This window comes from Marinobacter shunpengi (assembly GCF_045449715.1).
In the GTDB taxonomy this organism is placed as follows: Bacteria; Pseudomonadota; Gammaproteobacteria; order Pseudomonadales; family Oleiphilaceae; genus Marinobacter.
The window spans coordinates 170,072-190,241 of record NZ_JBJJLA010000003.1 but is presented as its reverse complement, the minus strand read 5'-3'; the positions used below and the strand labels follow the sequence as shown (position 1 = coordinate 190,241).

Genomic DNA, 20,170 nt, shown 5'->3' with positions numbered 1-20,170 from the left:
TGAGGTAATGGTGCAGCCTACCGGTGGTCAGGATAATCACTGAACATTCGCAATCAACGGGAAACCCAATGAGCGCCTTCGGTACGCTGTTCAGAGAAATGCGGCAGGGTAAACGCCTGAGCCAGATGGATTTCGCCCTGGCGTGCGAGGTGTCGGCAAAACACATCAGCTTTCTGGAAACCGGCCGCAGCAGGCCAAGCAAGGGCATGGTTCTGCATTTAGCGCAGATGCTGCAGGCGGACCTGGCCGGAACCAACCGCCTGTTGTCGTCCGCGGGTTACAGCCAGGTCTACTCCGACCAGGATCTGAGCGCGCCTGGCATGGCCATGATCAGGGAGGCGCTTGAGCACCTGTTGCAGGGGCACTTGCCGTACCCGGCGGTGGTGTTCGACCACGAGTACTATCTGGTGATGGCCAACCAGGCCATGCAGCAGATGATGGCAACCATGGTGGAGCTGGGCGCTCAGTTTCCGGCCCGGCCAAACTTCCTGCTGTCGCTGCTGGACAGCCAGGGCATCAAACCCTTCGTAGACGACTGGGAGAATATCGCCTGCCACTTGCTGCAACGTGTCTACCATGAGCATCTTGCCGGGCCCTTCCGGGATCAGCCCAATCGATTGCTGGAGCAGGCACTGACGGTGCCCGGCGTCCCGCAACACTGGAAAAGCCACGTGGTGGAACACCTGGACTACCCGGCGATTCCGTTTACCCTGAACTTGGGGGACCAGCAACTCAGGATCTTTTCCACCATCGCAACCATCGGCACGCCCCTGGATGTCACCGCCCAGAATTTGCGGATCGAGCATTTCTTTCCGATGGATGAGCACAGCAAGGCGTATTGGCAAGGTTGAAGCATGCAAATTGGCGTCATCGCAGACACTCACAGCAAAATGCGTCTATATGCTCCACGACGTTAAAACCCTCGACATCGATCCGCAAGGTCGTTACCGCGTGGTGATCGCCGGCCATTCCCACAAACCCCGTAACGAGTGGATCGGCGATGTGCTTTACTTCAATCCGGGTGGCGCCGGGCCCCGGCGCTTTACTCTGCCGATCACGGTAGGGCGGCTGGAGGTGGGCGAAGACCGTGTGGCGGGTGACATCATCGAACTGCCGGTCTGATCCATTCGGTCCGCGCCCGTCGAGGCAGTTGGTTTTGAGCCAGGTGAGGCTTATGCTCATCACACACGTTTCTGGTCCGGGAGTCGCTTAATGAGTCTGGCTATCGCACTACATGTTCTCTCTGCTGTGATCTGGGTTGGCGGAATGTTTTTCGCCTACATGGCCATGCGTCCGGCGGTGGTTGAGGTGATTGATGCGTCGCAGAGGGGCGTACTCTGGTGTCACACTCTGTCCCGGTTTTTCCGGTGGGTATGGGCGGCCGTGGTCCTGTTGTTGGTAACCGGTTACTGGATGCTCTTCAGCGTGTTCGGTGGTATGGCTGGTGCCGGCTGGCATATTCACGTCATGCAGGGGCTGGGGATTGTGATGATGCTGCTTTATTGTCACGTCTATTTTGCTCCCTTCCGACGGCTGAAACAGGCCGTTGCCAACCAGGATCCCCAGGAAGGCGGCCGCCAGGTGGGACAGATCCGCAAGCTGGTGGGCACCAACCTGATTCTCGGGCTGATCGTGGTGGTGATTGGTGCCGGCGGCCGGTATCTGTAAGCTTGTCGCATCATCGAACTGCCGGTTTGAAGAATTCGGCCGGCGCCGCCACTCGTGTTGGCGTGCCTGGTCTGCCGTTATCGTGGAGGCATGCATCTTTGGCTTACCTATCCTAATCTGGAGTGATGGAAATCTCCTGGATGTCCACGGGCATTGAAGAGTGCTTGAGTGATTGCCCGGACCACATCGCGATAAGAGGATTGGCTATGCCTCAGCTTCGTTTTGCTTACCTACTCTGTTTTGCTGTTCTTGCTGCTTTTCTCGCTACCTCCGCCGCGCAGGCCCATCACGGTTGGGCCTGGGCAACGGACGAGGAATTTGAAATCACCGGTGTTATCCAGTCTGTGCGCCTTGGCAACCCCCATGGTGAGGTCACCATAACCGTGGATGGCGAGGCATGGGTTGTGGAAGTGGGGCAGCCCTGGCGTAACGACCGTGTTGGGCTCACCAAAGAGATGTTGAGCCAGGGTCGGGAGATTACCGTGCATGGTCATCGCTCTGCCAAGGAGGGCGAACGGCTGGTCAAGGCTGAGCGGGTTGTGATCGACGGGCAGGACTACGATTTGTATCCCGGTCGTACGTCCTGAGCCTGGGGATGATTGAACAGGTGCAGGTCTTCGTCGAGGAGTTGGCCGTTGTCTCGGCCCTGCGCAACTCCACATTCATGTACCCGCTGGTAAACGCCGGACATATTCTCGGGGTGTCGATGCTGGTTGGCGGCATTGTACCGCTGGATCTGCGTTTGCTGGGGCTCTGGCGCCACTACCCCGTGATGGTGTTTGTCGATGTGCTTCGGGTTACAGCGGCGATGGGGTTGGGGTTGGCGGTTGTCTGCGGTGCACTTCTGTTCGCCACGGCGGCCGTGGATTACGCCGGGTCGACGCTCTTCCAGGCGAAGATGGTACTTGTCCTGTTGGGTGTGTTGAACGCCTTGATTCTCGGGCGGGTGTTGAAGCGCCAGGGTATCCAGAACCTCCCGATGGAGGCCCGCATGCCGTCATCTGTGAGGGCCGGGGCCGCGTTGTCTTTGATCGTCTGGATCAGTGTGCTGATCCTTGGCCGGCTGTTGGGGTACTTCTGAGTCGGTATTCCCGCCAATGTGCATCTCGCTTTCGCCCTCCCTAGAACTGCTTCCGGTACTTAAGCAACAGCTCAATGCGTGAACGGAGAACGTCAGCGTAGAAGGCCAGCCGTGAGAAGGCCGACGAGCTACCAAAGTTCCGTGGTGTCCATACACTCGAGACAAAGGCCTTCTCCGCTTCCTGGTAGGCTTCCCAGGCGCGTTGAGACTCAGCGAACGCCTCCATCGAATCCGACGTGGTCTGTGCGTCCTCGTAGACAGCTTGCTCATGGGAAGACACCTCGGACCGGAAATCTTCCAGATAATGGGGGGCATCCGGGTTATCGATGGCCTGGCATGCCACCGAGGTCAAGGCGATGGTCAGTAAGGCGAAAGGGCGGAGAAAGCCGGGCAATTGATTCAATCCTTTGGTGAACAAAGACATCCCAAGGTCGCCAGTAGGGCCAGATAAGCCTGCGTGCTTCATGACATCTGTCCGGATCAGTGTTTGGGCGGAATCCATGCATAGCGTGCTGGAACGCGAAAGTAGGCGCTTTCTGAAGGCACGGTCACAATTGAGTGGCAGCCATTGCCGTCGCAGACTGCCTTCCATTGCTTACCGAAAATGACAAACATAACTCACAGGATCCAGCTCACAGTAATCATCAATCCGCCCGGCAAGCGTGAACAGCTTCGGCGATCTCCGAAACTCAAACAGCCGGTACAGATGAAACTGATCGTGTGCCTCGGAAGAGAAGGAGACTTCGTTCCTCGATGCGAAGAAAGGCGTCTCCATGGCGAACGCGGTGGTCTTCACCTCGATAAACCGTTCCTGTCCGGAAGCGTCGAACGAGAGGATGTCGTAGCCAAGGCCATCGCCCTGGGTAGTTGAGACATGTTCGATTCGCTCTGCCAGTGTGGTTTTACCGGCTTGGCGGAGTCGAAACTCTTCATAGTGCATGACCAGAAGTTCGCCGGCGTTGCCCAGGGCAGTATTGCGGGCCTCGCGAGCCACATAGTCCCTTTTTGAGGCCTGCCGGGTGGGGGCATAGGTTGCTGGGGATTCCTGAGCTTTGTGGGATATCACAGGTGGTTCGACGACCAGGCGGTGATAGTCGACGTCACTCGGTACGATGGCGGGTTGCTCAACGGCGGCCTGGGATGCCTGGTCGAATTCGGGGTGGGTGTTGATCCATTCCTCCACGTACCTGGCCAGGGACGTCTGATAGTTCCCACGTGGCTTGTAGCCGGGAATCCAGATGCAATGCAGGTCACGGAGTACCGCACTGATGTTCTGGTGCTTGAGCTCGATCGCGCCCTCACTGCGGCCATCCAGTTGTTCCATCAAGGCTCGTCTGTGGGCGCTCTTGTTGTAATGCTGACCGGTCAGGTGAAGGGGCAGCATTTTCATATAGTCGGCCACGGTTGCCGCTATCTCCAGGTCGTTCCAGCTTTCCCCACTTGCCATACTGCATTGTCCATCCGGGTCGTTGTTGTCATAGTCCAGGATAGAGGCAAACCGGCATGGAGCCAAGCGGGTATCCTGTTGGTTCCTATTGAGAATCTGCCTCCAGTTCCACTTCCTGTTCCGGGGCGCGTTCCCGCTGAATTTTGGGAGCCGGTGGTGTCCAGGCCCGTAACCATTGTCCGGCTTCCTGATAGAAGTGGGGGACGGCTTTTTCCAGTTCCTCGATAAAGACCTTCCGACCGCCAAATTTGCCGGCCAGGTCGAGGGAATACACGACCTCGAAGGTGCTCGCGGTGCTTTTGGAAGTATCGGATTCCAGCAGCTCGGGGATTTCCCGCAGATCCTTTAGAAGCTTCTGGGTCGGCAATGCCGTACCCGGTCGGATCGCTTTGATGGAGATGCCCTCAGGATTCGCTTTCTTGAGCTGGTGGACCAGCCAGTTCACCCTTGCCTTGGTGCTCTTCTTGTCCTTCGGGGCGGTCAGCTTCATGGAGCAGTGGATCATGCGTCGTTGGACGTCTGCCGTAACCTCGAGATCAGCGGCGGCGTTGGGAACGTTAAGAGCACAGGTGAGTACCCGGTTCTTACAGAAATCGTCTGAATCGTCCTTGACCCGTTTGGCGGCATCCAGGCGGTGCTGGTTCTTCAGTTTGAGGGTGACCTCGCTGCCGGTCAGGCGAGCCATGATAAGGCAGAGGTCCCGCTGTTCCTGATGCCAGGCAGACACTGTGTTCTGCACTTCCTCACTGGTTTTGGAGAGCGGCGTATTACTTTTGACCTTGTTGACGACGTCCTTCCATTCGCTGTTCATCTGATCGAAGTTGCTGATGCCGGCACGATCACTCTCGAAATAGCGCAACAGCTCCGTGAGGATGAACACCTGGTCCTCGTCTTCAACTCCGTCGTTTTTCAGCAGTAGTTGGCATTGGGTACGGATAAACGCCCAGGACCAGTGATACAGGTCGACGGACTTGGTGGCGGATTTCGGCACCTTGACCGGGTGGTGAGTGGGCAGGGCAGCGAACTGGTTGGTGATGGTAATCACCGCATCCACATTGTGGGCTTTGGCCTGCTGGAGGTACTTGGAGATCTGTTCCTCTTTGACGGTGTCGTTGCCGATCTTGGCTTCGATCAGGGCCTTCCATTCCCGTTTTCCGGTTCTCAGGATTAACAGGCCGTCCGGCCGGTCCTTCGGTGCGGGGGCTTTCTTGTCCTGGTTTTTGAATACCACCTCGGTCCAGGCCTCAAGCTGGGAGGTCTTGCCCACACGCACGCCGATGGATTTGAGAAGCGACTGCCGCAATTCCAGGACCGCCCGCATGCCGGCGAGCAAAACGGACGCTGATTTATTTTCCCTGGCGCTGTCGGGGACGATGGGGATAAGACGGGCGGCTTCACCACTGGCAAGGTAATCCGGGCGGGTGGTCACTGACTGACTCCTTGTTTTTGTAGGTTCCTTATTGAGCGTAGCAGGGGATCTGATGTTCGAGAGTGGAGGGGGAAGCTTGTTTGAAAATATTTGTAAAACCTTTGGGAGGTAACCTGGCCTGCTGCGGTCGTACGCGGGCCAACCGGCAGGGGTTGCCCCAATACTGGCGGTATGGAATACTTTTGCCAACTCGGGGGTCGGATACAGGAAGTTGTCTGAGGATATGCCCGAGCTCAGGATACCCTGCCTTTTTGTTTGACAATGAATTGTCGATACAGGGATTTTCAAGGATCGATTAAGGAGCCCACCATGACGGATATCGTCATCCCGCGTCACTCTTCCACCCTCTCTGATTTCTGTGAACCGTCAGAAGCCTTTGATGACTACGCGCGAGCTCGACAGGAAATGTTTGGCTGTCGGTCCGTATCCAAGGATTTTGCCTACTGCTTGGCAGTTAACCCTAGCCCGCAGGATCAAGCGATCAGCAATATGCTTAATAGCTTGCCGGAACGATCCAGGCAGCGACTTGGGTGCTGCGTGGATCAGCACGGGCAGGACACCGTTCAGTTGGCCGTATTTATAGACTGGGTGCAACGCCAGTTGAACGTGGATACCGCAAGCGACGCCAATACCGCTATTGGCGCAGGGACAACTATGCTGGGCGCCCGAACAAACAGCATTCATGAATGCATTGGGTCAATACCAGGAAGCGTTGGTCAAGCTTAATGACTTCTCGCGAGTAGGACGGGGGCCAGCTGCAACCAAAGCCAAGCTTAGGCAAAATGTGCTTTCTGCTTATGAGCGATTGAATCGTTACTTTCAGGCGGAAGTGAGACGCCTGGCACCCTCTACTGATTTCGGCAAGAACAAAGGTTCTGCGATTACAGGCAGTGATCGTGGTGTGACATTGGCTGAGCGTCATAAAGGCCGGGGTATATATGTTGCTGATATGCACGAAGGTCAAGCTGTTAGCCGTTTCTCGCAGGGCCTGACTTATGCTGGACGAGGTATCGTTGTGGCCGATTTGGGTTTCCGTGCAAACAAGGTCTATGAGAGCTATCGCGATGGCGAAGAGTGGGAGCGTGAGTTGGCTGTCCAGACCGGAGGTTTTGGAGGCGGGGCGCTATCGGGCTTTGTAACAGGGCGCGCCGTTGCCATGACTATGGCGCGGGTAGCTCTTGCCGCAACACCGTGGGGCTGGGGACTGATGATTGGTTCTGCGGTCGTAATGGGGGCATATTCAGCTTATCAGGCCGACGCAAAAGGAAAAAATTGGGCTGGACAGGTCTATGACTATTTCTTTGGTGATTGAAGGTGTTGCCAATGAACGTTGAGTTGGCATTTGCGTTTACGTTCGTGATTCTCCTCACTATATCGATGGTGTCATGGTTAGTGTTTGGCAGGCTTTCAATGGCTCGCATTGAAAAGGCGATCATATCCGAGGGCAAGCCGCGGCCATGCCCGTGGGATGGCGTCGGCGGACGGGTGATCTGGTACGCCTACACGGTAGCGTTACCAGCGGCCTGGTTTAATGAACTGGACAATCGTCAGTTGAATACAGCAGATGTTAAACGGTACACCACAAGATCCGATCAGTGCCGGGCGTGGGTGTTAATGGTAGCAGCCCATGGCACGGTGCTATTGGTGTTCGTTGCTGTCATTTTTGACATCGGGTGACACCCCACCTGTGGAATAAACCTTACAGCTTTCTCAAGGATGGAAAGATCAAATGAAACTGGAATTAGCAAGCAGTGTTGGTTTGGGCGGCATAAACGGTAGTGACGACGTAAAGTTGATTCGGGCACTGCTGAATGTATGGAAGCGTTCAGGGGGAAAAGAGCCGCTACCAATTGTACCGAGCCCAGATCGTGACCTGAACGAGGCGATCGGTGCATTTCAAACTGAGCAAGGTACGGATAGCAAGTCCGGGCTGGTACGGAAGCACAGCAAGACCTGGGAAAAGCTATTGAAAGTGCTGGCGGATTCCCGAACTCGTGTTCCAATCACTCCTCCATCCCAGGGTAGTTTGACCTGGGCCGCGGAGGGCCAGGAAGGTGGTCGTTACCACAGTCGCATTCTTCATGTTCCGACCGCTTCTTCAGGTTTGACGTTGGGGCGGGGATTTGACTTAAGGGAACGTAAAAGGACAACGACTGAACAGCAATTGACTCAGGCTGGAATCAGTCCGGGATATGCGAGAAAGGTTGCCGCTGGTGTACGGCTGAGAGGTAGCGATGCCGAGACGTTTATCATTGCTAGTGATTTGCTGGATTTTGAGATATCGGCTGCGATTCAGTTACGCCTGTTTGAGGTTGTGTACGCTGAGATGGAAGCCGATGTGATTCGGATCTGCTCTAAATCTGATGTTCTGGAGGTATACGGTCGAACGGACTGGGAGGTGCTCGATTCTCGTATCCGGGAACTTCTCGTAGATCTTAGGTATCGAGGTGACTACACAGGTCGGACACGGAGGCATCTCCAGCCTGCTGTCGTCGCTAACGACTTGCCCCTTATTCGCCAGATCATGACGAATTCAAGTCTTTGGGACGGGGTTCCGCAAGACAGGTTCCAGCGCCGACTATCGTTTTTGGCCAGTTAGGTGTCTGGCGTTTCATGCCATCGTTAAGGGAGTGTTCTGTGCGTTTTCTGACTATTATCCTGGTTGTCGCCTCTATGTCCGTATTGGCTGACGGAACCCCATCTCCTGCCGTTGATGCCCGAGCCATGGAGATACAGGTTCATCGGCATGACGGCGCACTCTATCGCGCAATTCGTTTCTCCACCGAATCCCTATACCCCTGTTTGAGACTCGAGAGGCTCAGCCCTGTTGATGACTGGAACATTGATTTTCAGAGAGACCTTTGTTCGGTTCGGACGTCGGAAGGCGAAACCTGGGATTTCATGGATAGCTCTTACACAGGGTTTCGAAATCTGCGATTTGAAAAAGGGGGCTTCCAGTTTGATGTGGAATTCATACTCAGGCGAGCGCCTGGAGAGCGGCAAGCCTCATGTGTTTTGCCGGTTGAGAGTCTGGAGAGTGCTGAGCCTCTTGTTTGTGACTCCCATTAAACTTTCCCGGTTCTTCAAGTAAATGTAGGGAAGTCCAAGGAGCCAGGATAGGACGTTACTTTTGCTTTACTGTTGCGAGATCATCGACGAAACAGCCGTACGTACCGAGATTCAGGAGGCTACCACAACACTCCGCTCGTCCTACTAGCCATATGGGGTCTCATGACAGAACGAAGCCATAGACAGCCTTTTATCTTCTCTCTGATGTTGTCCGTTATAGCGATCAATGGATGTGACTCAGGGAATCAGCTGGCAGCAGATGCGAAAGCCCTCTGTGATGCCTTCGATCCCGAACATTTGAAAAGTGAGTATGAAGGAATGTGGCTGTCGGATGCAGAGAAAGCTATCTACGCTAACCTCGCAGAGAGCATAGAAACGGATGAGGTTAAAGCCGTAATAGCCGGCAGGTCTGGTATTGATAATTACGCTCAGGTTTACCCCGCTATTAAAGAACGCATGGAAGATGCCTTGGGGGCCTCCTGGAACTGCCAGGACATGGCGTCTTTCTACGATATCGACTTCACTCCAAGCTCCGAGCAGGAGGACGTCAGTGTCTTGGAGGCGCAGCAGGTAGATGGACCTGTCTTGCAGATTGATGATGTGGAAATCGATTTTTCGGATGCTCAGAGCAGTTGCCGCTGCCCTCAAAGATAATTTTGGAAAAGCCTGATACGGTGGCCATTCGGCTATCAGGCAACGGCCAGGATAGCCTGCCTCAGGTGCTCGAGGTAATGACCGAGGTTGGTGTGCAGAATGTTAAGACGGTGACACCGGAACATTGAGCCATCCAGTTGAGCATGGGCATTGGTGGATCGATGGCTGACGCCTCTTTCACAATACTGTTTGCATGGCTTGGGGCTGGTTCAGGTTTATTTTCCACCACCTGTATCTGCTCCCCCATGGTGCCTCCCAATCCGGTAGAATAGATGCTTTCCAAAGGCGTTGATGCTGAGCGGCCAGGGGCAGCGAGTATGGCTCCCCCGGCGCTTTTGTCGTTTCTTGCTGAGAGATCTTCTATGAGCGGTTTACCCGGTTGTCCCGAATGCCAGTCTGAATTTACCTACGAAGATGGCGAGTTTTTTGTCTGCCCCGAGTGCGGTCACGAATGGAAAACCGGCGGCGAGCCCACCGAAGCGTCGGACGGACCTGCTATCAGGGATGCGAACGGCAATGCTCTGGCAGATGGTGACACGGTAACCGTTATCAAGGACCTGAAGGTGAAAGGGGCCTCACTGGTGGTCAAGGTTGGCACCAAGGTCAAGAATATCCGTCTGGTGGACGGTGACCACGACATCGATTGCAAGATTGACGGCATAGGCTCTATGAAACTGAAGTCCGAATTCGTCAAAAAGGCTTGATACCTTACGTCCGGCCTGAAAGCGAGCCGGACTTCTCTGGATCCTGGGCACTGATCGATAGCGTCAGGGTACGGGCTGGGACTGAGTGACTATATAGGAAGCTGGCGGCATGATACTCCGCAGCAACCGAGGTCAGCCAGCCAACACCTCCCGCACCTTCTTGCTCAAATGCCCCATATCAACCCGTCCTAGCACCTGCGGCTTCAGCTCGTTCATGACGCGCCCCATGTCCTGCATGCCCTGGGCGCCGGTTGAGCTGATGGTGGTGCGGATAAGGGCATCCAGGTCATCTTCGGACAGGGCGCTGGGCATGAATTCCTCGATGACGACCATTTCCGCCCTTTCCTTGTCGCCCAACTCCTGTCGGCCGGCGTCGTCGTATTGAGCGGCGGCATCGCGGCGCTGTTTGAGCATTTTGTCGAGCACTTTCAGGACGTCTTCGTCATCCAGGTCGCGGCGTTCATCAATCTCGATCTGTTTGATGGCGGACTGGGCCATACGCAGCGTGCCAAGCCGGGTTCTGTCCTTGTTCCGCATCGCGTTCTTCACGGCGTTGCTCAGTTGGTCCTTGAGTGATTCTTCTGCCATGGTCGACCTCCCGCTCTCTCGGCTAATGGAACTGGCTTCAACTCCTGCAAGGGAAGATATTGAACGAAAAGCCGGGGCAGGTTCAATTTTAAAAGCCTCAATCGGCCTTTGTGATTGAGGTTTATTCCTGAGCGTCGAGCAGTAGCCACAAGTTGGGGGGCATTCCGCCTACGCCGGATGATGGCTCCAGGTACAGGAGGCCTTCGGACACGCGTCGTGCAAACACCCCGTCAGCGAGTAGATGGGAGTCTGAGACGCATGTGGGTTGGAAGGTCCGACGGTCCGGATCGGTGCCCGGTTCCTGGAAGGTCCGGGTCAGGGTGTCGGTCGTGATGGACACGGTCACCGTGGCGCCGCCAAGTTCTGCCTGATACTGGCCGGGTATCGGGGCGTTGCTGTCTTCAAGATGGTTGGAATCGGCAATGTCGGTGCCGATTAGGGCATCCGTAGGCAGGTTGTTGGTATCCGCGGACCGTTCTTCGCATGGCGCCGGTTGGGGGGTATTCGAAGAGACATCGGCTGTAGTGCAGCCTGACAGGGCAAGCAGGGGTAGGGCGAGTATTACAGGCAATGTGCGCGTAACACGTCTTCCAAACAGGCGAGCGAGAGACTCCGTGTGCATGTTTCATCACCATCCTATGGCTGTTGCAGAGTCTGGATTCTTCTCTGATCGACCGGAGCTGTCAACCGGGGCGCCGAGGGGAAGAGTCAGCGGCCATTTGGCTGTGATGGTCAAATCTCTCAAGAAAAACCAGGGCCCTGCCGCAATAGCTCAGGGCCCTTTCAGCACCTCATGAAGCGCTGTTTTTCACGCTTTCATCAGACTTGCTCTCAGCAGTGGCTTCAGTTGTTGCGTCATGCACTTGCTGCTCCTGCTGAGCCATGACTTCTTCCATCCATACCTGCTGAGCGGCGGCATTGGAAGCACCGGCGAAGCTGGCAATGACGATGGTGGCGATAGCAGCGGTTTTCTTCAGGTTTGTATTGATTGAACGCATGGTTTAGCTCCTCAAAGTGATCATTGGATCTTGCTGGTGGATCAGAAACTCATCGGCTTTGCTGATCTCTATGGTTGTATTATTGAGGAGTTGTGACGCTCACAAAAATTGTTTAACCGTATCCTTTTTATCATTTCAAGTGATGAGTTAGGCCTGGTCCAGAAAGCCACTGTGTTCCACCGCACAGACGCCCCTTTCGCCATTATTCCATCATTGGCCTGGCAACCGCCGAGGCGGTACCCGAGGCCGGACAACTGTCCGCAAGTGACCATAAGGAAACGGCTATGAACTGGGACACCATCAAAGGTAACTGGAAGCAATTCAGGGGTGATATCCGGTCACGGTGGGGCAAGCTCACCGATGACCAGCTGGACGTTATCGCCGGCGAGAGGGAAAAGCTCGCCGGGCATATACAGGAAAGTTATGGCATCAGCCGCGATGAGGCCGAAAGGCAGATCGGGGAGTTTGAAAAACAGTCCAGGAAGTAAAAGCTGGTTCGAGCAGCGCCAGTTACGGTCGTTGGCGCTGATCTGGCTACTTGCCCACAGGTAAGTGCCATATATTGAGAGAGGTTTCTGTATGTTCAAGTTAATGCCCGGGAAGTCCGTTTCGGAACCCATGGAGCTTATCCAGGTACGGGATCATTCCGCCGTTAACGGCCCGTTTGCGGAGTACGGTAAGCCAGTCGATGGCAAGACTCCGCACCAGAGCCCCCGTCCTCCTCGCGAGGAAGGTAGAAAGGAGGGCCCCGAGCCCGAACACAAGCCGGCCTAGTGCACCGTCTGGGTTAATTCGTGAACCTTCGCCACCGCGCCTTGTTCTCAAGGCCCTCCGTGCCTCAGCAGATTAACGAACTGCCCAGGCGGCCCGGGGGGCCTGCCTGGTCAGTAGTCTGTCCGTTGGGAGTCCCGCCGGTCGACCGGCCAGTATAGCTGACTTAAATGCTCTTTTTAGGCGGGTAATGATTGACGGCAGTGGGCACAGGTCTCATGGTTAAGACTGTTTGATAAACCAGATGATCAGATAGAGGGAGCAGTATGGGCGGGGAAAGTATTGGCCCGGAAGACAATTCAGACCGGAGAACGAGCCCGGGCGCTTTCTTCCGTGGATTCCTGCGCGAGCCCCGTCAGGTGGGGTCGGTCATTCCCAGTTCGCGGTACCTGGAGCGCCGGATTCTTGATGCATCAGAGCTGTCGCGGGTCAGGCGGGTTGTCGAACTGGGGCCTGGCACGGGCGGTACCACGCGGACCTTTCTCCAGAACCTCGGCCAGGACGCGCGCCTGCTTTCCATCGAACTGAGCCCACACTTCCATGAGTTGCTCGGCGACATCGCCGACTCGCGTTTTATCAATCACCTGGGCAGCGCGGAAGACCTGGCAGAGATCCTGGCATCGCACCAGTTGGACAAGGCAGATGTGGTGATCTCCGGCATCCCCTTCTCAAAAATGCCGGAAGACGTTGGCTCTCGGGTTGCGCAGGCGGTGAACGACAACCTTGCCGAGGGTGGGCGCTTCATTGCCTACCAGTTCCGCAGCGACGTGGCCCGGATCACCGACCCCATCATGGGGCCACATGACAGCTGTACACTGGAGCTGCGGAATATTCCCCCGATGCGGGTTTATCGCTGGTGCAAGGCTGCTGGCTGACCGTTCCGGGGTCCTGGATCAATCGCTCAGCTTCAGCCCCATCTCCCAGAAATCAATCTCAAGGCGGGTCGCGTCGCTGAAGATGCGGGTGAGCTGCTTGAAACGGGCGGGAGAGACGTCCGCGAGTCGTTCATCCAGCCAGCGGATTTCCGCCTGCATGGCCTGCTGGAACTCGTCGCTTTCATACATGGCGATCCAGGCATCGTAGGGGTTCTTTTCACCGCGAACGGTTTCCGCCCGGCTGTTCAGCCAGTTGGCGATGTCGCCATAGCCCACCATGCAGGGTGACAGCGCCACGTGCAGGTCCAGCAGGTCGCCGCGGTTGCCGGTGTCCAGCACGTAACGGGTGTAGGCCAGGGTGGCGCGGGCCTCCGGCAGGCTGGCAAGCTCTTCTTCTGTTATGCCCCATTCCCGGCAGTAATCGATGTGCAGGCCCAGCTCAACATCCACTATGGCCTGCAGCCCCTCCTTTGCCTGGCGCAGGTCGGCCAGGGTGGGACTTTTATAGGCGGCCAGGGCAAAGGCCCGGGCAAACTGGATCAGGAACAGGTAGTCCTGCTTCAGGTAGTGCTGGAACGCTTCCGGTGCCAGGGATGCATCGCCCAGTTGCTGCACGAAGTCATGTTCTATGTAGGCGCGCCATTGGGTCTGGCAGCTGCGTTTGAGGTCTTCGAACTGGTAGGGCATTGGGTCTCCTGAGTCGTCGCTTCCGGTCCGGATCAGTAGCAGGAATTCGGTGACGAGTCCGGGTTGATTTCTCCGGACACTTCGTCCGGGTCAATGCCGTGGCTGATCAGGACCTCCCGTACAAAATTCACCTGGGCAAGGATCCTGTCAGCATCGTCGCCGTATTCAAACCGGTTGATTTCCATCGGCTGGGGCATGAACGTGAAGGCGGTTTTCAGGGCGTTGAGGGTGTCTTCGTCAGCCATTGGGCATGTACCTCGCGAGTTCGTTGGGTTCATGGTTACCTGGGAGGATACGCGGAATACGTCGGTAAATCATGGTGCTATGGGCTATCGCCAGTGGTGCTGCTATCCGCGTGGTTCACACTCTGTCCTGCAACCGTCATCAATCTGTTCGCACGGTCGGCGAGTCCGCCCAGTCATGGTCGAAAGGTCGCCTATTCCCCAAACATCAGGGCACGATGGGCCGCTGTGCCCGCCATTACGCCGGACGCCGATGCAAGGGTCGCGTTCTGCCACTTGTTGGACATGTCTCCTGCCGCAAAAACCCCGGCCACGCTGGTGCGTTTGAGGTCGTCGACCTTTACCACCGGGCCCATCGGCCCTTCTTCGAACTCACAGCCTAACTGCTGCGCCAGCGGACTGGCCATACGGGCTTTGGGGCCGACATAGAGGCCTTCCAGTGGGATCGTGCGGCCATCGGCAAGGCGCACGCCAGTGATCGATGGCGTCTCACCCATGATCTCGACAACGGCCGATGTCTCGATCACAACCCCGCGGCTGGTAAGCAGGTGCGTCTGCTCGAGGTCGGGTGACTGCTGATCCTGGGTAAAGTAGGTGGTTGGCCCCCAATCCGGGATAATGGCCGCCTGGTGGGTCGACAATGGGCCTGTCGCCATCACGCCAAGCTGGCGGTTGCGCAGCTCGTAGCCATGGCAATAGGGGCAATGGATGACGGTCTTTCCCCAGCGCTCGGCCAGACCGGGGAGATCCGGTAGCTCGTCGCGTAGGCCGGTGGCCAGTATCAGCTTGGCGGCAGTGTAGGTCTCGCCACTATCCACTATTACGGAAAACCCGTCGCCTTCCTGTTTGGCGCTATTCACGAGCCCCTCGATAACCCGGGCTGTGGGATATTTCGCCAGTTGCCTGGCCGCTCTCCTGCGGATTTCACTGGGGGAAAAACCGTCCAGGCAAAAGAAGCCGTGGGAGGCCTCTGAAAACCGGTTCCTGGGCTTGCCAGCATCAATCACGATAACGTTCTGCTGTCCACGGGCAAGCTGCATAGCCGCTGAAAAGCCCGCAAAGCTCCCGCCAATCACAATCACATCCGAACTCATAGGTCACCCTCCCGAAAATCTGCATCAAGTAACGTTAATTGTTACGTGATTTTCGGGTGGGCGCAACACATGAAACATTAAAAGTTACATGATAGGATGCAGCCAGCATTGATACACGATTGCCTGTGTGAGCGAATCCATGAGAAAAGACAGCCGCCTTTCCCGCGTTCTCCATGTGCTGATCCATATGGACCAACTGGAGGGCCCCGCCACCTCCGACACTATCGCCGGCATGTTGAATACCAACCCGGTGGTTGTGCGCCGAACCATGGCGCTTCTGAAGGAGCAGGGATATGTCACTTCTGTCAAAGGCCACGGCGGCGGCTGGTCCCTGGCCAAACGACTGGAGGACATCACACTTTACGATGTCCACCGGGCCCTCGGAGACAGCTCGGTTTTCACCATTGGGCTGACGGATGAGCACACCAATTGCCCCATTGAGGCCGCCGTAAATACCTCCATCAATGATGTGCTTGAGGAGGCTGAATCCCTGCTGCTGGATCGCTTCAGGGAAGTCACCCTGGATCAGCTACAATTCGGATCACGGAGCGCTTCGATCTGAATCAGGAAGGCTAACTCAATATCAGGGTGTGCAACCGGTAACACGCCAGGACCCACACAATGACATCGACTGACAAACCCCGGAGCCCCTGGATCACCTTTCTCGCGCACCTTTTCCTGATCCTCGTGGCCTGGACCGTGTTTATCAAATACCTGTTCCCGATCGGCTTTGCGCTGGTCAGTGGTGAGCCATGGACCACCTACATCTACTGGGACCTGTGGCCGGTGGCCCACCTCTGGCTGGCCTGGGCGTTGCTGGCGCGGCCTCGGTATACCCGCCTGCTGGCTGTTGGTATGTCGGTGGCTGAGATTGCGATCATCGTCAGCCTGTTCATCGGATTCCTGGCGGACCCGGAATGGTCCATCTGGCGCACCAACTGGTTTGTAAATAAGGTGTTCGTGCTGGCGGCGTTTGTTCTGGTTTTGGGCACGGCACTTACCCGCCCCGGGGCACTGAAACCTATTGAATAAGATTCGTTTCCTATGCTCATGCCGTTTCGGGAACCCGGTAGATACCCCTGGGCCCCGTACGTGCAATACTCCCCGCCAGGCTGTATACATTTTCCGGCACCGGGTGGGTTTCCTATGGTGTTCGCGAGTACAGTATTCGTGGCGCTGGCAGCCTTTTGCTGGGGGGTGTCCGGCGGGATCGGCGGCATACTCCTGACCCATGGTTGGGACCCGTTTGTGGTATCCCTTTATCGGGGGCTGGTCGGGCTGGTGTTCGTCCTTATCTGGCTGGCCCTGAGTCCGCAACGCAGTGGACTGGCCAATCGCCGATTGTGGTTCTGGTCCGTGTTGGCCGGGCTCGGTGTGGCGGGAAACTTTGCCTTTTACTTCGTGAGCATCTCCGAGGGCAGCATCGCGGTTGCCGCCACGCTGATGTACTGCGCCCCGGTGTTTGTCTACCTTGTCTCCTTTGCCCTCAAACTCGAAACCCCCACCACCCTGAAATGGATCGCCATCGCGGTGGTCATGGTGGGCATCGTGTTGCTGACGCAGGTCTATGATATCGGCAGCAGTGGTCTGACGATGCTCGGCGTGGGCGCGGGTTTGCTGTCGGGGTTGTCCTATGCGCTGTTCATCTTCGGGTTCAAGTACGCGGCGCCGGAGGGGAGCCCCCAGGCGGTCCTTTCCATTGCGTTTGCAGTATTGACGGCCACCCTCATCTGGTTTGGCGACATCGGCCAGACCCTGTCCGTTCCCGTGTCGTCGGATTGGCCATTGTTTCTGGGGCTGGGCGTTTTGGGGGCAGGACTTTCCTTCATTCTCTATGTGGTTGGACTGAACCATACCGCGCCGGCCGTTGCTTCGGTCCTGGCGATGGTCGAGCCGGTCACCGCCTCGCTGTTCGGTCTGGTGGTGTTTGATGAAAGCCTGGCCGGTCTGCAGTTCTTTGGCATGGGTCTGATATTGGTGATGGTGACGGTGCTCAGTGTATCGTCAGGTGTTCAGGGGATACCGGAACAGAGACCAGCGTAAGTCCGGATATTTCCACATCTGCCTATATCACCAACCCAACAAGCATGCTAAAACGTTTTCCGCCCGGCGGCAGGCTCATTCCTTGGGCGCCCGGGCACTCTTCCGTTCACCAGGACACCAGCATGTCAGACAAATTTTTCTACAAGGGCCGCCAGGACGCGCGCCAGCACCATACCGCCCATGGCGGCTTTAAGACCAATGCCAGTCAGAAGGCGGGAAGCAGGAAGTACCCGCTCACGCTCGTGGTCACCAGTGAGGCGCGCAGGCAGGAGATCGAAGCCCAGGTGGCCGCAGCCAATCTGCACGCGGATATTACAGTGGATACCCAGGCGGGCGCGGTTGAATCCATCGCCGAACTGACCGTACTGCTGAACAAGGGGACGACGGTGACCACAACGAAACTCCCGTCCCGTAATGACCCATGTAGCTGTGGCAGTGGTGTTAAATTCAAGAAGTGCTGTGGCTGAATGCCATCAGGGGAAGGCTATGATTATTTGTGGCGTTGAACTGACCGGCAGCGATGCGGTGGTGTGCCTGCTGAACCTGGACCGGGGGCAGTTCAGCTTGCCGGAGTGCAAGGTGCGCAAGCTGTCGCTGAGCAAGAACCACACCCGGGAAGACCTGAAGCAGTTCCAGGCGGCTTTTGCCGGCTTGATGGCCGAACACAGGGTAGACAGCGTTGTCATCAAGGAGCGGATGCCGAAAGGCAAATTTGCCGGGGGCGCGATCAGCTTCAAGCTGGAGGCGACCATCCAGTTGATCGTAAGCCCCGAGCTGGAGGTCAGGTTGCTCCCGACAGCGCTGATCAAGTCCACACTGGCCGCCAACCCGTTGCCGGTCCCGTTTGCGGAAACCGGGCTGAAGGCCTTCCAGGAAACAGCCTTTACCGCCGCCTATGTGGGGCATATGGCGGGGTAGACGATCCTGCCCTGATCCGACCTGCCAGTCCAGTCATGTGGGAAGTGCCAATCTAGCCTTAAACGGGGTGGAACTCCCACCGGCAGGGGCCGTAAAATGGGCATTCTTCTCCCCCAGCAAAGAGGTATTTGTCCAATGCGCCATTGATGCCGCCGTTGTGATGACGGCCAGTCTCCACCAGCCCCCGAGAGCAGGGGGAGTTCTTGGCATCTTTGGAATACAGCATGACAAATACCTACCTCGCACTGAAAGGTGTAACACAGGTTTTGCCGGATGGCAGAACGTTGTTCTCCGATCTTCATGAACAGTTCGACCATCGCGCTACCGGCCTGGTCGGGCGTAACGGCGTGGGCAAGACGGTGCTGGCGCTTATCCTGGCTGGACAGTTGCAGCCTACCAGCGGGCAGTGCCTCGGGTCCGGCAGCGTGCATTATCTGGCCCAGCAGGTGACGTGTCCCGAGAGGGCCACCGTGGCCAAGTTGGCGGGTGTGCAGCACACGCTGGATGCGCTGGCACGTATCGAGTCTGGCAGCACGGCACCGGAGGATTTCGATGCCGTGGGTGACCAATGGGACATGCCCCAGCGGCTTTGCCACGAACTCGAACGTAGTGGCCTGGGGCATCTTGACGCGATGACATCCGCCAGCAATCTGAGTGGTGGGGAGGTCATGCGGGTAGCTCTGATCGGCGCGATGTTATCAGATGCGGACTTCCTGATTCTTGATGAGCCGACCAACCATCTTGATCGACCGAACCGCCAGGCATTGATCGAACAACTGGCACGTTGGCCCCGTGGTTTGATCGTTGTCAGCCATGACAGGCAATTGCTTGAAGCCATGGAGCGTATCGTGGAACTGTCGTCGCAGGGACTTCGTAGCTACGGCGGCAACTACACCTTCTATGCCGAACACAAAGCCCGGGAACGGGAGAATGCCATCCAGCAGCTTGATCAACGCAAGCTGGAACGCCAACGTGAGGAACGGGCCATGCGTAAACAGCATGAGCGTCAGCAGCGGCGTCAGGCACGTGGAAATCGGCACGGCAAGCAGGCCAACCAGGCCAAGATTCTGCTGGATCGTCAGAAAGAGCGTAGCGAGAACTCGGCAGGCGCGTTGAACCAGAAACAGGCTGCCAGCCGGGCACAGCTTGACCAGCGTGTACGGGATGCGGCGCAGCGGGTTGACGATGAGGCACATGTTACCCTGCACACGGTACCGGTCATGCAGGCGGCAAAGCGCCGGGTGGCGGAACTGGATGGGGTGACTTTACCTTTCGTGGCAGGTGCTACTCGTACCATCAGCCTGACCTTGTATGGGCAGCAGCGTATTGGTGTGATTGGCCCGAACGGTTGCGGTAAATCCACGTTGCTACGTGTGCTCGCCGGTCGGCTAACCCCTCTCGATGGGGGCTGTAAGGTGACGTCCGGGTGCGCCTATCTCGACCAGCGTCTGGAGAATCTGAATCCTGAGAAAACGGCGCTCCAGGAGTTACAGAAGGCCAACCGCACGGCCAGCGAAGGGGATCTGCGGATGCGGCTGGCCCAACTGGGACTGGACGAACGGAAGATCATGACACCCAGCGGGTTGCTGAGCGGAGGAGAACGGCTGAAGGCGGCACTGGCCTGCATACTCTATGCGGACTCGCCTCCGGAACTCCTGTTGCTGGATGAGCCCGGCAACCATCTTGATCTGCCCTCCTCACAGGCGTTGGAAAGCATGTTACGTCAATACCATGGCGCCTTGGTGGTGGTATCCCATGACGATGCCTTTCTGGAAAACCTCGGGCTGACCGATCGCATACTGGCCACTGGGCAGGGTTGGTCATTGGAGCCCTGTTGAGGGCAACGGATGTGGGGCTGGGTGAGAGAGGAATTGGGAATCCACTCCCTCCCGATTTACGTTA

Annotated in this window: 27 protein-coding genes; 19 read left to right on the top strand and 8 right to left on the bottom strand. The window is 56.8% G+C overall.

Annotated features, from left to right (window positions below):
- The first annotated feature begins 68 nt into the window (after window positions 1-68).
- The 5 genes from ACJO3T_RS01305 (at window position 69) to ACJO3T_RS01285 (ending at window position 2,749) form a co-directional block, all read left to right on the top strand.
- On the top strand, window positions 69-851 hold the full coding sequence (locus ACJO3T_RS01305) for a helix-turn-helix domain-containing protein (protein ID WP_406963927.1): 783 nt from the start codon (window positions 69-71) through the stop codon (window positions 849-851).
- Complete coding sequence (locus ACJO3T_RS01300) at window positions 775-1,122, top strand: metallophosphoesterase family protein (protein ID WP_406977590.1); 348 nt, start codon at window positions 775-777, stop codon at window positions 1,120-1,122. Before ACJO3T_RS01305 ends, ACJO3T_RS01300 begins: the two co-directional genes overlap by 77 nt.
- Window positions 1,123-1,212: 90 nt before the next feature.
- Window positions 1,213-1,668: a CopD family protein gene (locus ACJO3T_RS01295; RefSeq protein WP_406977588.1), complete on the top strand. Its 456-nt coding sequence runs from the start codon at window positions 1,213-1,215 to the stop codon at window positions 1,666-1,668.
- 206 nt (window positions 1,669-1,874) lie between these two features.
- Window positions 1,875-2,255 (top strand): DUF6152 family protein, encoded by a 381-nt coding sequence (locus ACJO3T_RS01290; protein ID WP_406963930.1) that lies wholly within the window; start codon window positions 1,875-1,877, stop codon window positions 2,253-2,255.
- Window positions 2,256-2,263: 8 nt separating this feature from the next.
- Window positions 2,264-2,749, top strand: a complete 486-nt coding sequence (locus tag ACJO3T_RS01285; RefSeq protein ID WP_406963931.1) for a DUF6644 family protein — start codon at window positions 2,264-2,266, stop codon at window positions 2,747-2,749.
- Window positions 2,750-2,789: 40 nt separating this feature from the next.
- Here ACJO3T_RS01285 and ACJO3T_RS01280 read toward each other — a convergent pair whose 3' ends face one another.
- The 3 genes from ACJO3T_RS01280 to ACJO3T_RS01270 form a co-directional block, all read right to left on the bottom strand.
- Entirely contained in the window at window positions 2,790-3,143 is a 354-nt protein-coding gene (locus tag ACJO3T_RS01280) for a lysozyme inhibitor LprI family protein (RefSeq protein ID WP_406977587.1), read from the bottom strand.
- Between the two features lie 201 nt (window positions 3,144-3,344).
- Window positions 3,345-4,196 carry a protein NO VEIN domain-containing protein gene (locus ACJO3T_RS01275; RefSeq protein WP_406977586.1) on the bottom strand — a complete coding sequence of 284 codons (852 nt, stop codon included), beginning with the start codon at window positions 4,194-4,196 and terminating at the stop codon, window positions 3,345-3,347.
- Between the two features lie 85 nt (window positions 4,197-4,281).
- The gene (locus tag ACJO3T_RS01270) at window positions 4,282-5,625 is read right to left on the bottom strand and encodes a hypothetical protein (RefSeq protein ID WP_406977584.1); all 1,344 of its coding nucleotides are present in this window, start codon (window positions 5,623-5,625) and stop codon (window positions 4,282-4,284) included.
- A gap of 309 nt (window positions 5,626-5,934) precedes the next feature.
- Here ACJO3T_RS01270 and ACJO3T_RS01265 point away from each other — a divergent pair, with 309 nt between their 5' ends.
- From ACJO3T_RS01265 to ACJO3T_RS01240, 6 genes are all read left to right on the top strand, one after another.
- Entirely contained in the window at window positions 5,935-6,351 is a 417-nt protein-coding gene (locus ACJO3T_RS01265; RefSeq protein WP_406977582.1) for a hypothetical protein, read from the top strand.
- Window positions 6,308-6,937: a hypothetical protein gene (locus tag ACJO3T_RS01260; protein WP_406977580.1), complete on the top strand. Its 630-nt coding sequence runs from the start codon at window positions 6,308-6,310 to the stop codon at window positions 6,935-6,937. Before ACJO3T_RS01265 ends, ACJO3T_RS01260 begins: the two co-directional genes overlap by 44 nt.
- A gap of 11 nt (window positions 6,938-6,948) precedes the next feature.
- Entirely contained in the window at window positions 6,949-7,302 is a 354-nt protein-coding gene (locus ACJO3T_RS01255) for a hypothetical protein (protein WP_406977578.1), read from the top strand.
- Window positions 7,303-7,354: 52 nt separating this feature from the next.
- Window positions 7,355-8,224, top strand: coding sequence for a DUF8812 domain-containing protein (locus ACJO3T_RS01250; protein ID WP_406977576.1), 870 nt, complete (start codon window positions 7,355-7,357; stop codon window positions 8,222-8,224).
- Window positions 8,225-8,856: 632 nt separating this feature from the next.
- Complete coding sequence (locus ACJO3T_RS01245) at window positions 8,857-9,348, top strand: hypothetical protein (protein ID WP_406977574.1); 492 nt, start codon at window positions 8,857-8,859, stop codon at window positions 9,346-9,348.
- A 362-nt stretch (window positions 9,349-9,710) separates the two neighbouring features.
- Window positions 9,711-10,052, top strand: coding sequence for a zinc ribbon domain-containing protein YjdM (locus ACJO3T_RS01240; RefSeq protein WP_406977573.1), 342 nt, complete (start codon window positions 9,711-9,713; stop codon window positions 10,050-10,052).
- A 132-nt stretch (window positions 10,053-10,184) separates the two neighbouring features.
- Here ACJO3T_RS01240 and ACJO3T_RS01235 read toward each other — a convergent pair whose 3' ends face one another.
- Both ACJO3T_RS01235 and ACJO3T_RS01230 read right to left on the bottom strand, forming a co-directional pair.
- A complete protein-coding gene (locus ACJO3T_RS01235) occupies window positions 10,185-10,640 on the bottom strand; it encodes a GatB/YqeY domain-containing protein (RefSeq protein ID WP_406963938.1) in 456 nt (151 codons plus the stop codon).
- Window positions 10,641-11,431: 791 nt separating this feature from the next.
- Window positions 11,432-11,638 (bottom strand): hypothetical protein, encoded by a 207-nt coding sequence (locus tag ACJO3T_RS01230; protein ID WP_406963939.1) that lies wholly within the window; start codon window positions 11,636-11,638, stop codon window positions 11,432-11,434.
- A gap of 284 nt (window positions 11,639-11,922) precedes the next feature.
- Between ACJO3T_RS01230 and ACJO3T_RS01225 the strand changes: the two genes are divergently transcribed.
- Together ACJO3T_RS01225 and ACJO3T_RS01220 are read left to right on the top strand one after the other, a co-directional pair.
- Window positions 11,923-12,126: a CsbD family protein gene (locus ACJO3T_RS01225; protein WP_406963940.1), complete on the top strand. Its 204-nt coding sequence runs from the start codon at window positions 11,923-11,925 to the stop codon at window positions 12,124-12,126.
- A 549-nt stretch (window positions 12,127-12,675) separates the two neighbouring features.
- Window positions 12,676-13,284: a class I SAM-dependent methyltransferase gene (locus ACJO3T_RS01220; RefSeq protein ID WP_406963941.1), complete on the top strand. Its 609-nt coding sequence runs from the start codon at window positions 12,676-12,678 to the stop codon at window positions 13,282-13,284.
- An 18-nt stretch (window positions 13,285-13,302) separates the two neighbouring features.
- Here ACJO3T_RS01220 and tenA read toward each other — a convergent pair whose 3' ends face one another.
- From tenA to ACJO3T_RS01205, 3 genes are all read right to left on the bottom strand, one after another.
- On the bottom strand, window positions 13,303-13,971 hold the full coding sequence (gene tenA, locus ACJO3T_RS01215; RefSeq protein ID WP_406977572.1) for a thiaminase II: 669 nt from the start codon (window positions 13,969-13,971) through the stop codon (window positions 13,303-13,305).
- A gap of 32 nt (window positions 13,972-14,003) precedes the next feature.
- The gene (locus tag ACJO3T_RS01210; protein WP_406963943.1) at window positions 14,004-14,216 is read right to left on the bottom strand and encodes a penicillin-binding protein; all 213 of its coding nucleotides are present in this window, start codon (window positions 14,214-14,216) and stop codon (window positions 14,004-14,006) included.
- Between the two features lie 191 nt (window positions 14,217-14,407).
- Entirely contained in the window at window positions 14,408-15,307 is a 900-nt protein-coding gene (locus tag ACJO3T_RS01205; RefSeq protein ID WP_406977571.1) for an NAD(P)/FAD-dependent oxidoreductase, read from the bottom strand.
- 139 nt (window positions 15,308-15,446) lie between these two features.
- Here ACJO3T_RS01205 and ACJO3T_RS01200 point away from each other — a divergent pair, with 139 nt between their 5' ends.
- The 6 genes from ACJO3T_RS01200 to ACJO3T_RS01175 all read left to right on the top strand — a co-directional run bounded on the left by ACJO3T_RS01200 (window position 15,447) and on the right by ACJO3T_RS01175 (window position 20,106).
- Complete coding sequence (locus ACJO3T_RS01200; protein WP_406963945.1) at window positions 15,447-15,869, top strand: Rrf2 family transcriptional regulator; 423 nt, start codon at window positions 15,447-15,449, stop codon at window positions 15,867-15,869.
- Window positions 15,870-15,928: 59 nt separating this feature from the next.
- The gene (locus ACJO3T_RS01195; protein WP_406977570.1) at window positions 15,929-16,339 is read left to right on the top strand and encodes a hypothetical protein; all 411 of its coding nucleotides are present in this window, start codon (window positions 15,929-15,931) and stop codon (window positions 16,337-16,339) included.
- A 114-nt stretch (window positions 16,340-16,453) separates the two neighbouring features.
- Window positions 16,454-17,350 (top strand): DMT family transporter, encoded by an 897-nt coding sequence (locus ACJO3T_RS01190; protein ID WP_406963947.1) that lies wholly within the window; start codon window positions 16,454-16,456, stop codon window positions 17,348-17,350.
- 122 nt (window positions 17,351-17,472) lie between these two features.
- Window positions 17,473-17,817, top strand: coding sequence for a PBPRA1643 family SWIM/SEC-C metal-binding motif protein (locus ACJO3T_RS01185; RefSeq protein WP_406977569.1), 345 nt, complete (start codon window positions 17,473-17,475; stop codon window positions 17,815-17,817).
- Window positions 17,818-17,836: 19 nt separating this feature from the next.
- A complete protein-coding gene (locus tag ACJO3T_RS01180; protein WP_406977568.1) occupies window positions 17,837-18,268 on the top strand; it encodes a DUF3010 family protein in 432 nt (143 codons plus the stop codon).
- A 224-nt stretch (window positions 18,269-18,492) separates the two neighbouring features.
- A complete protein-coding gene (locus ACJO3T_RS01175) occupies window positions 18,493-20,106 on the top strand; it encodes an ABC-F family ATP-binding cassette domain-containing protein (protein ID WP_406977567.1) in 1,614 nt (537 codons plus the stop codon).
- The last annotated feature ends 64 nt before the right edge of the window (window positions 20,107-20,170 follow it).

What these genes read in the sequence shown, in the direction of transcription:
- ACJO3T_RS01305 (WP_406963927.1), top strand. Translation starts at nt 69, where the DNA reads ATGAGCGCCTTCGGTACGCTGTTCAGAGAAATGCGGCAGGGTAAACGC.
- ACJO3T_RS01300 (WP_406977590.1), top strand. Translation starts at nt 775, where the DNA reads ATGTCACCGCCCAGAATTTGCGGATCGAGCATTTCTTTCCGATGGATG.
- ACJO3T_RS01295 (WP_406977588.1), top strand. Translation starts at nt 1,213, where the DNA reads ATGAGTCTGGCTATCGCACTACATGTTCTCTCTGCTGTGATCTGGGTT.
- ACJO3T_RS01290 (WP_406963930.1), top strand. Translation starts at nt 1,875, where the DNA reads ATGCCTCAGCTTCGTTTTGCTTACCTACTCTGTTTTGCTGTTCTTGCT.
- ACJO3T_RS01285 (WP_406963931.1), top strand. Translation starts at nt 2,264, where the DNA reads ATGATTGAACAGGTGCAGGTCTTCGTCGAGGAGTTGGCCGTTGTCTCG.
- ACJO3T_RS01275 (WP_406977586.1), bottom strand. Translation starts at nt 4,196, where the DNA reads ATGGCAAGTGGGGAAAGCTGGAACGACCTGGAGATAGCGGCAACCGTG.
- ACJO3T_RS01265 (WP_406977582.1), top strand. Translation starts at nt 5,935, where the DNA reads ATGACGGATATCGTCATCCCGCGTCACTCTTCCACCCTCTCTGATTTC.
- ACJO3T_RS01260 (WP_406977580.1), top strand. Translation starts at nt 6,308, where the DNA reads ATGAATGCATTGGGTCAATACCAGGAAGCGTTGGTCAAGCTTAATGAC.
- ACJO3T_RS01255 (WP_406977578.1), top strand. Translation starts at nt 6,949, where the DNA reads ATGAACGTTGAGTTGGCATTTGCGTTTACGTTCGTGATTCTCCTCACT.
- ACJO3T_RS01250 (WP_406977576.1), top strand. Translation starts at nt 7,355, where the DNA reads ATGAAACTGGAATTAGCAAGCAGTGTTGGTTTGGGCGGCATAAACGGT.
- ACJO3T_RS01245 (WP_406977574.1), top strand. Translation starts at nt 8,857, where the DNA reads ATGACAGAACGAAGCCATAGACAGCCTTTTATCTTCTCTCTGATGTTG.
- ACJO3T_RS01240 (WP_406977573.1), top strand. Translation starts at nt 9,711, where the DNA reads ATGAGCGGTTTACCCGGTTGTCCCGAATGCCAGTCTGAATTTACCTAC.
- ACJO3T_RS01235 (WP_406963938.1), bottom strand. Translation starts at nt 10,640, where the DNA reads ATGGCAGAAGAATCACTCAAGGACCAACTGAGCAACGCCGTGAAGAAC.
- ACJO3T_RS01230 (WP_406963939.1), bottom strand. Translation starts at nt 11,638, where the DNA reads ATGCGTTCAATCAATACAAACCTGAAGAAAACCGCTGCTATCGCCACC.
- ACJO3T_RS01225 (WP_406963940.1), top strand. Translation starts at nt 11,923, where the DNA reads ATGAACTGGGACACCATCAAAGGTAACTGGAAGCAATTCAGGGGTGAT.
- ACJO3T_RS01220 (WP_406963941.1), top strand. Translation starts at nt 12,676, where the DNA reads ATGGGCGGGGAAAGTATTGGCCCGGAAGACAATTCAGACCGGAGAACG.
- tenA (WP_406977572.1), bottom strand. Translation starts at nt 13,971, where the DNA reads ATGCCCTACCAGTTCGAAGACCTCAAACGCAGCTGCCAGACCCAATGG.
- ACJO3T_RS01210 (WP_406963943.1), bottom strand. Translation starts at nt 14,216, where the DNA reads ATGGCTGACGAAGACACCCTCAACGCCCTGAAAACCGCCTTCACGTTC.
- ACJO3T_RS01205 (WP_406977571.1), bottom strand. Translation starts at nt 15,307, where the DNA reads ATGAGTTCGGATGTGATTGTGATTGGCGGGAGCTTTGCGGGCTTTTCA.
- ACJO3T_RS01200 (WP_406963945.1), top strand. Translation starts at nt 15,447, where the DNA reads ATGAGAAAAGACAGCCGCCTTTCCCGCGTTCTCCATGTGCTGATCCAT.
- ACJO3T_RS01195 (WP_406977570.1), top strand. Translation starts at nt 15,929, where the DNA reads ATGACATCGACTGACAAACCCCGGAGCCCCTGGATCACCTTTCTCGCG.
- ACJO3T_RS01190 (WP_406963947.1), top strand. Translation starts at nt 16,454, where the DNA reads ATGGTGTTCGCGAGTACAGTATTCGTGGCGCTGGCAGCCTTTTGCTGG.
- ACJO3T_RS01185 (WP_406977569.1), top strand. Translation starts at nt 17,473, where the DNA reads ATGTCAGACAAATTTTTCTACAAGGGCCGCCAGGACGCGCGCCAGCAC.
- ACJO3T_RS01180 (WP_406977568.1), top strand. Translation starts at nt 17,837, where the DNA reads ATGATTATTTGTGGCGTTGAACTGACCGGCAGCGATGCGGTGGTGTGC.
- ACJO3T_RS01175 (WP_406977567.1), top strand. Translation starts at nt 18,493, where the DNA reads ATGACAAATACCTACCTCGCACTGAAAGGTGTAACACAGGTTTTGCCG.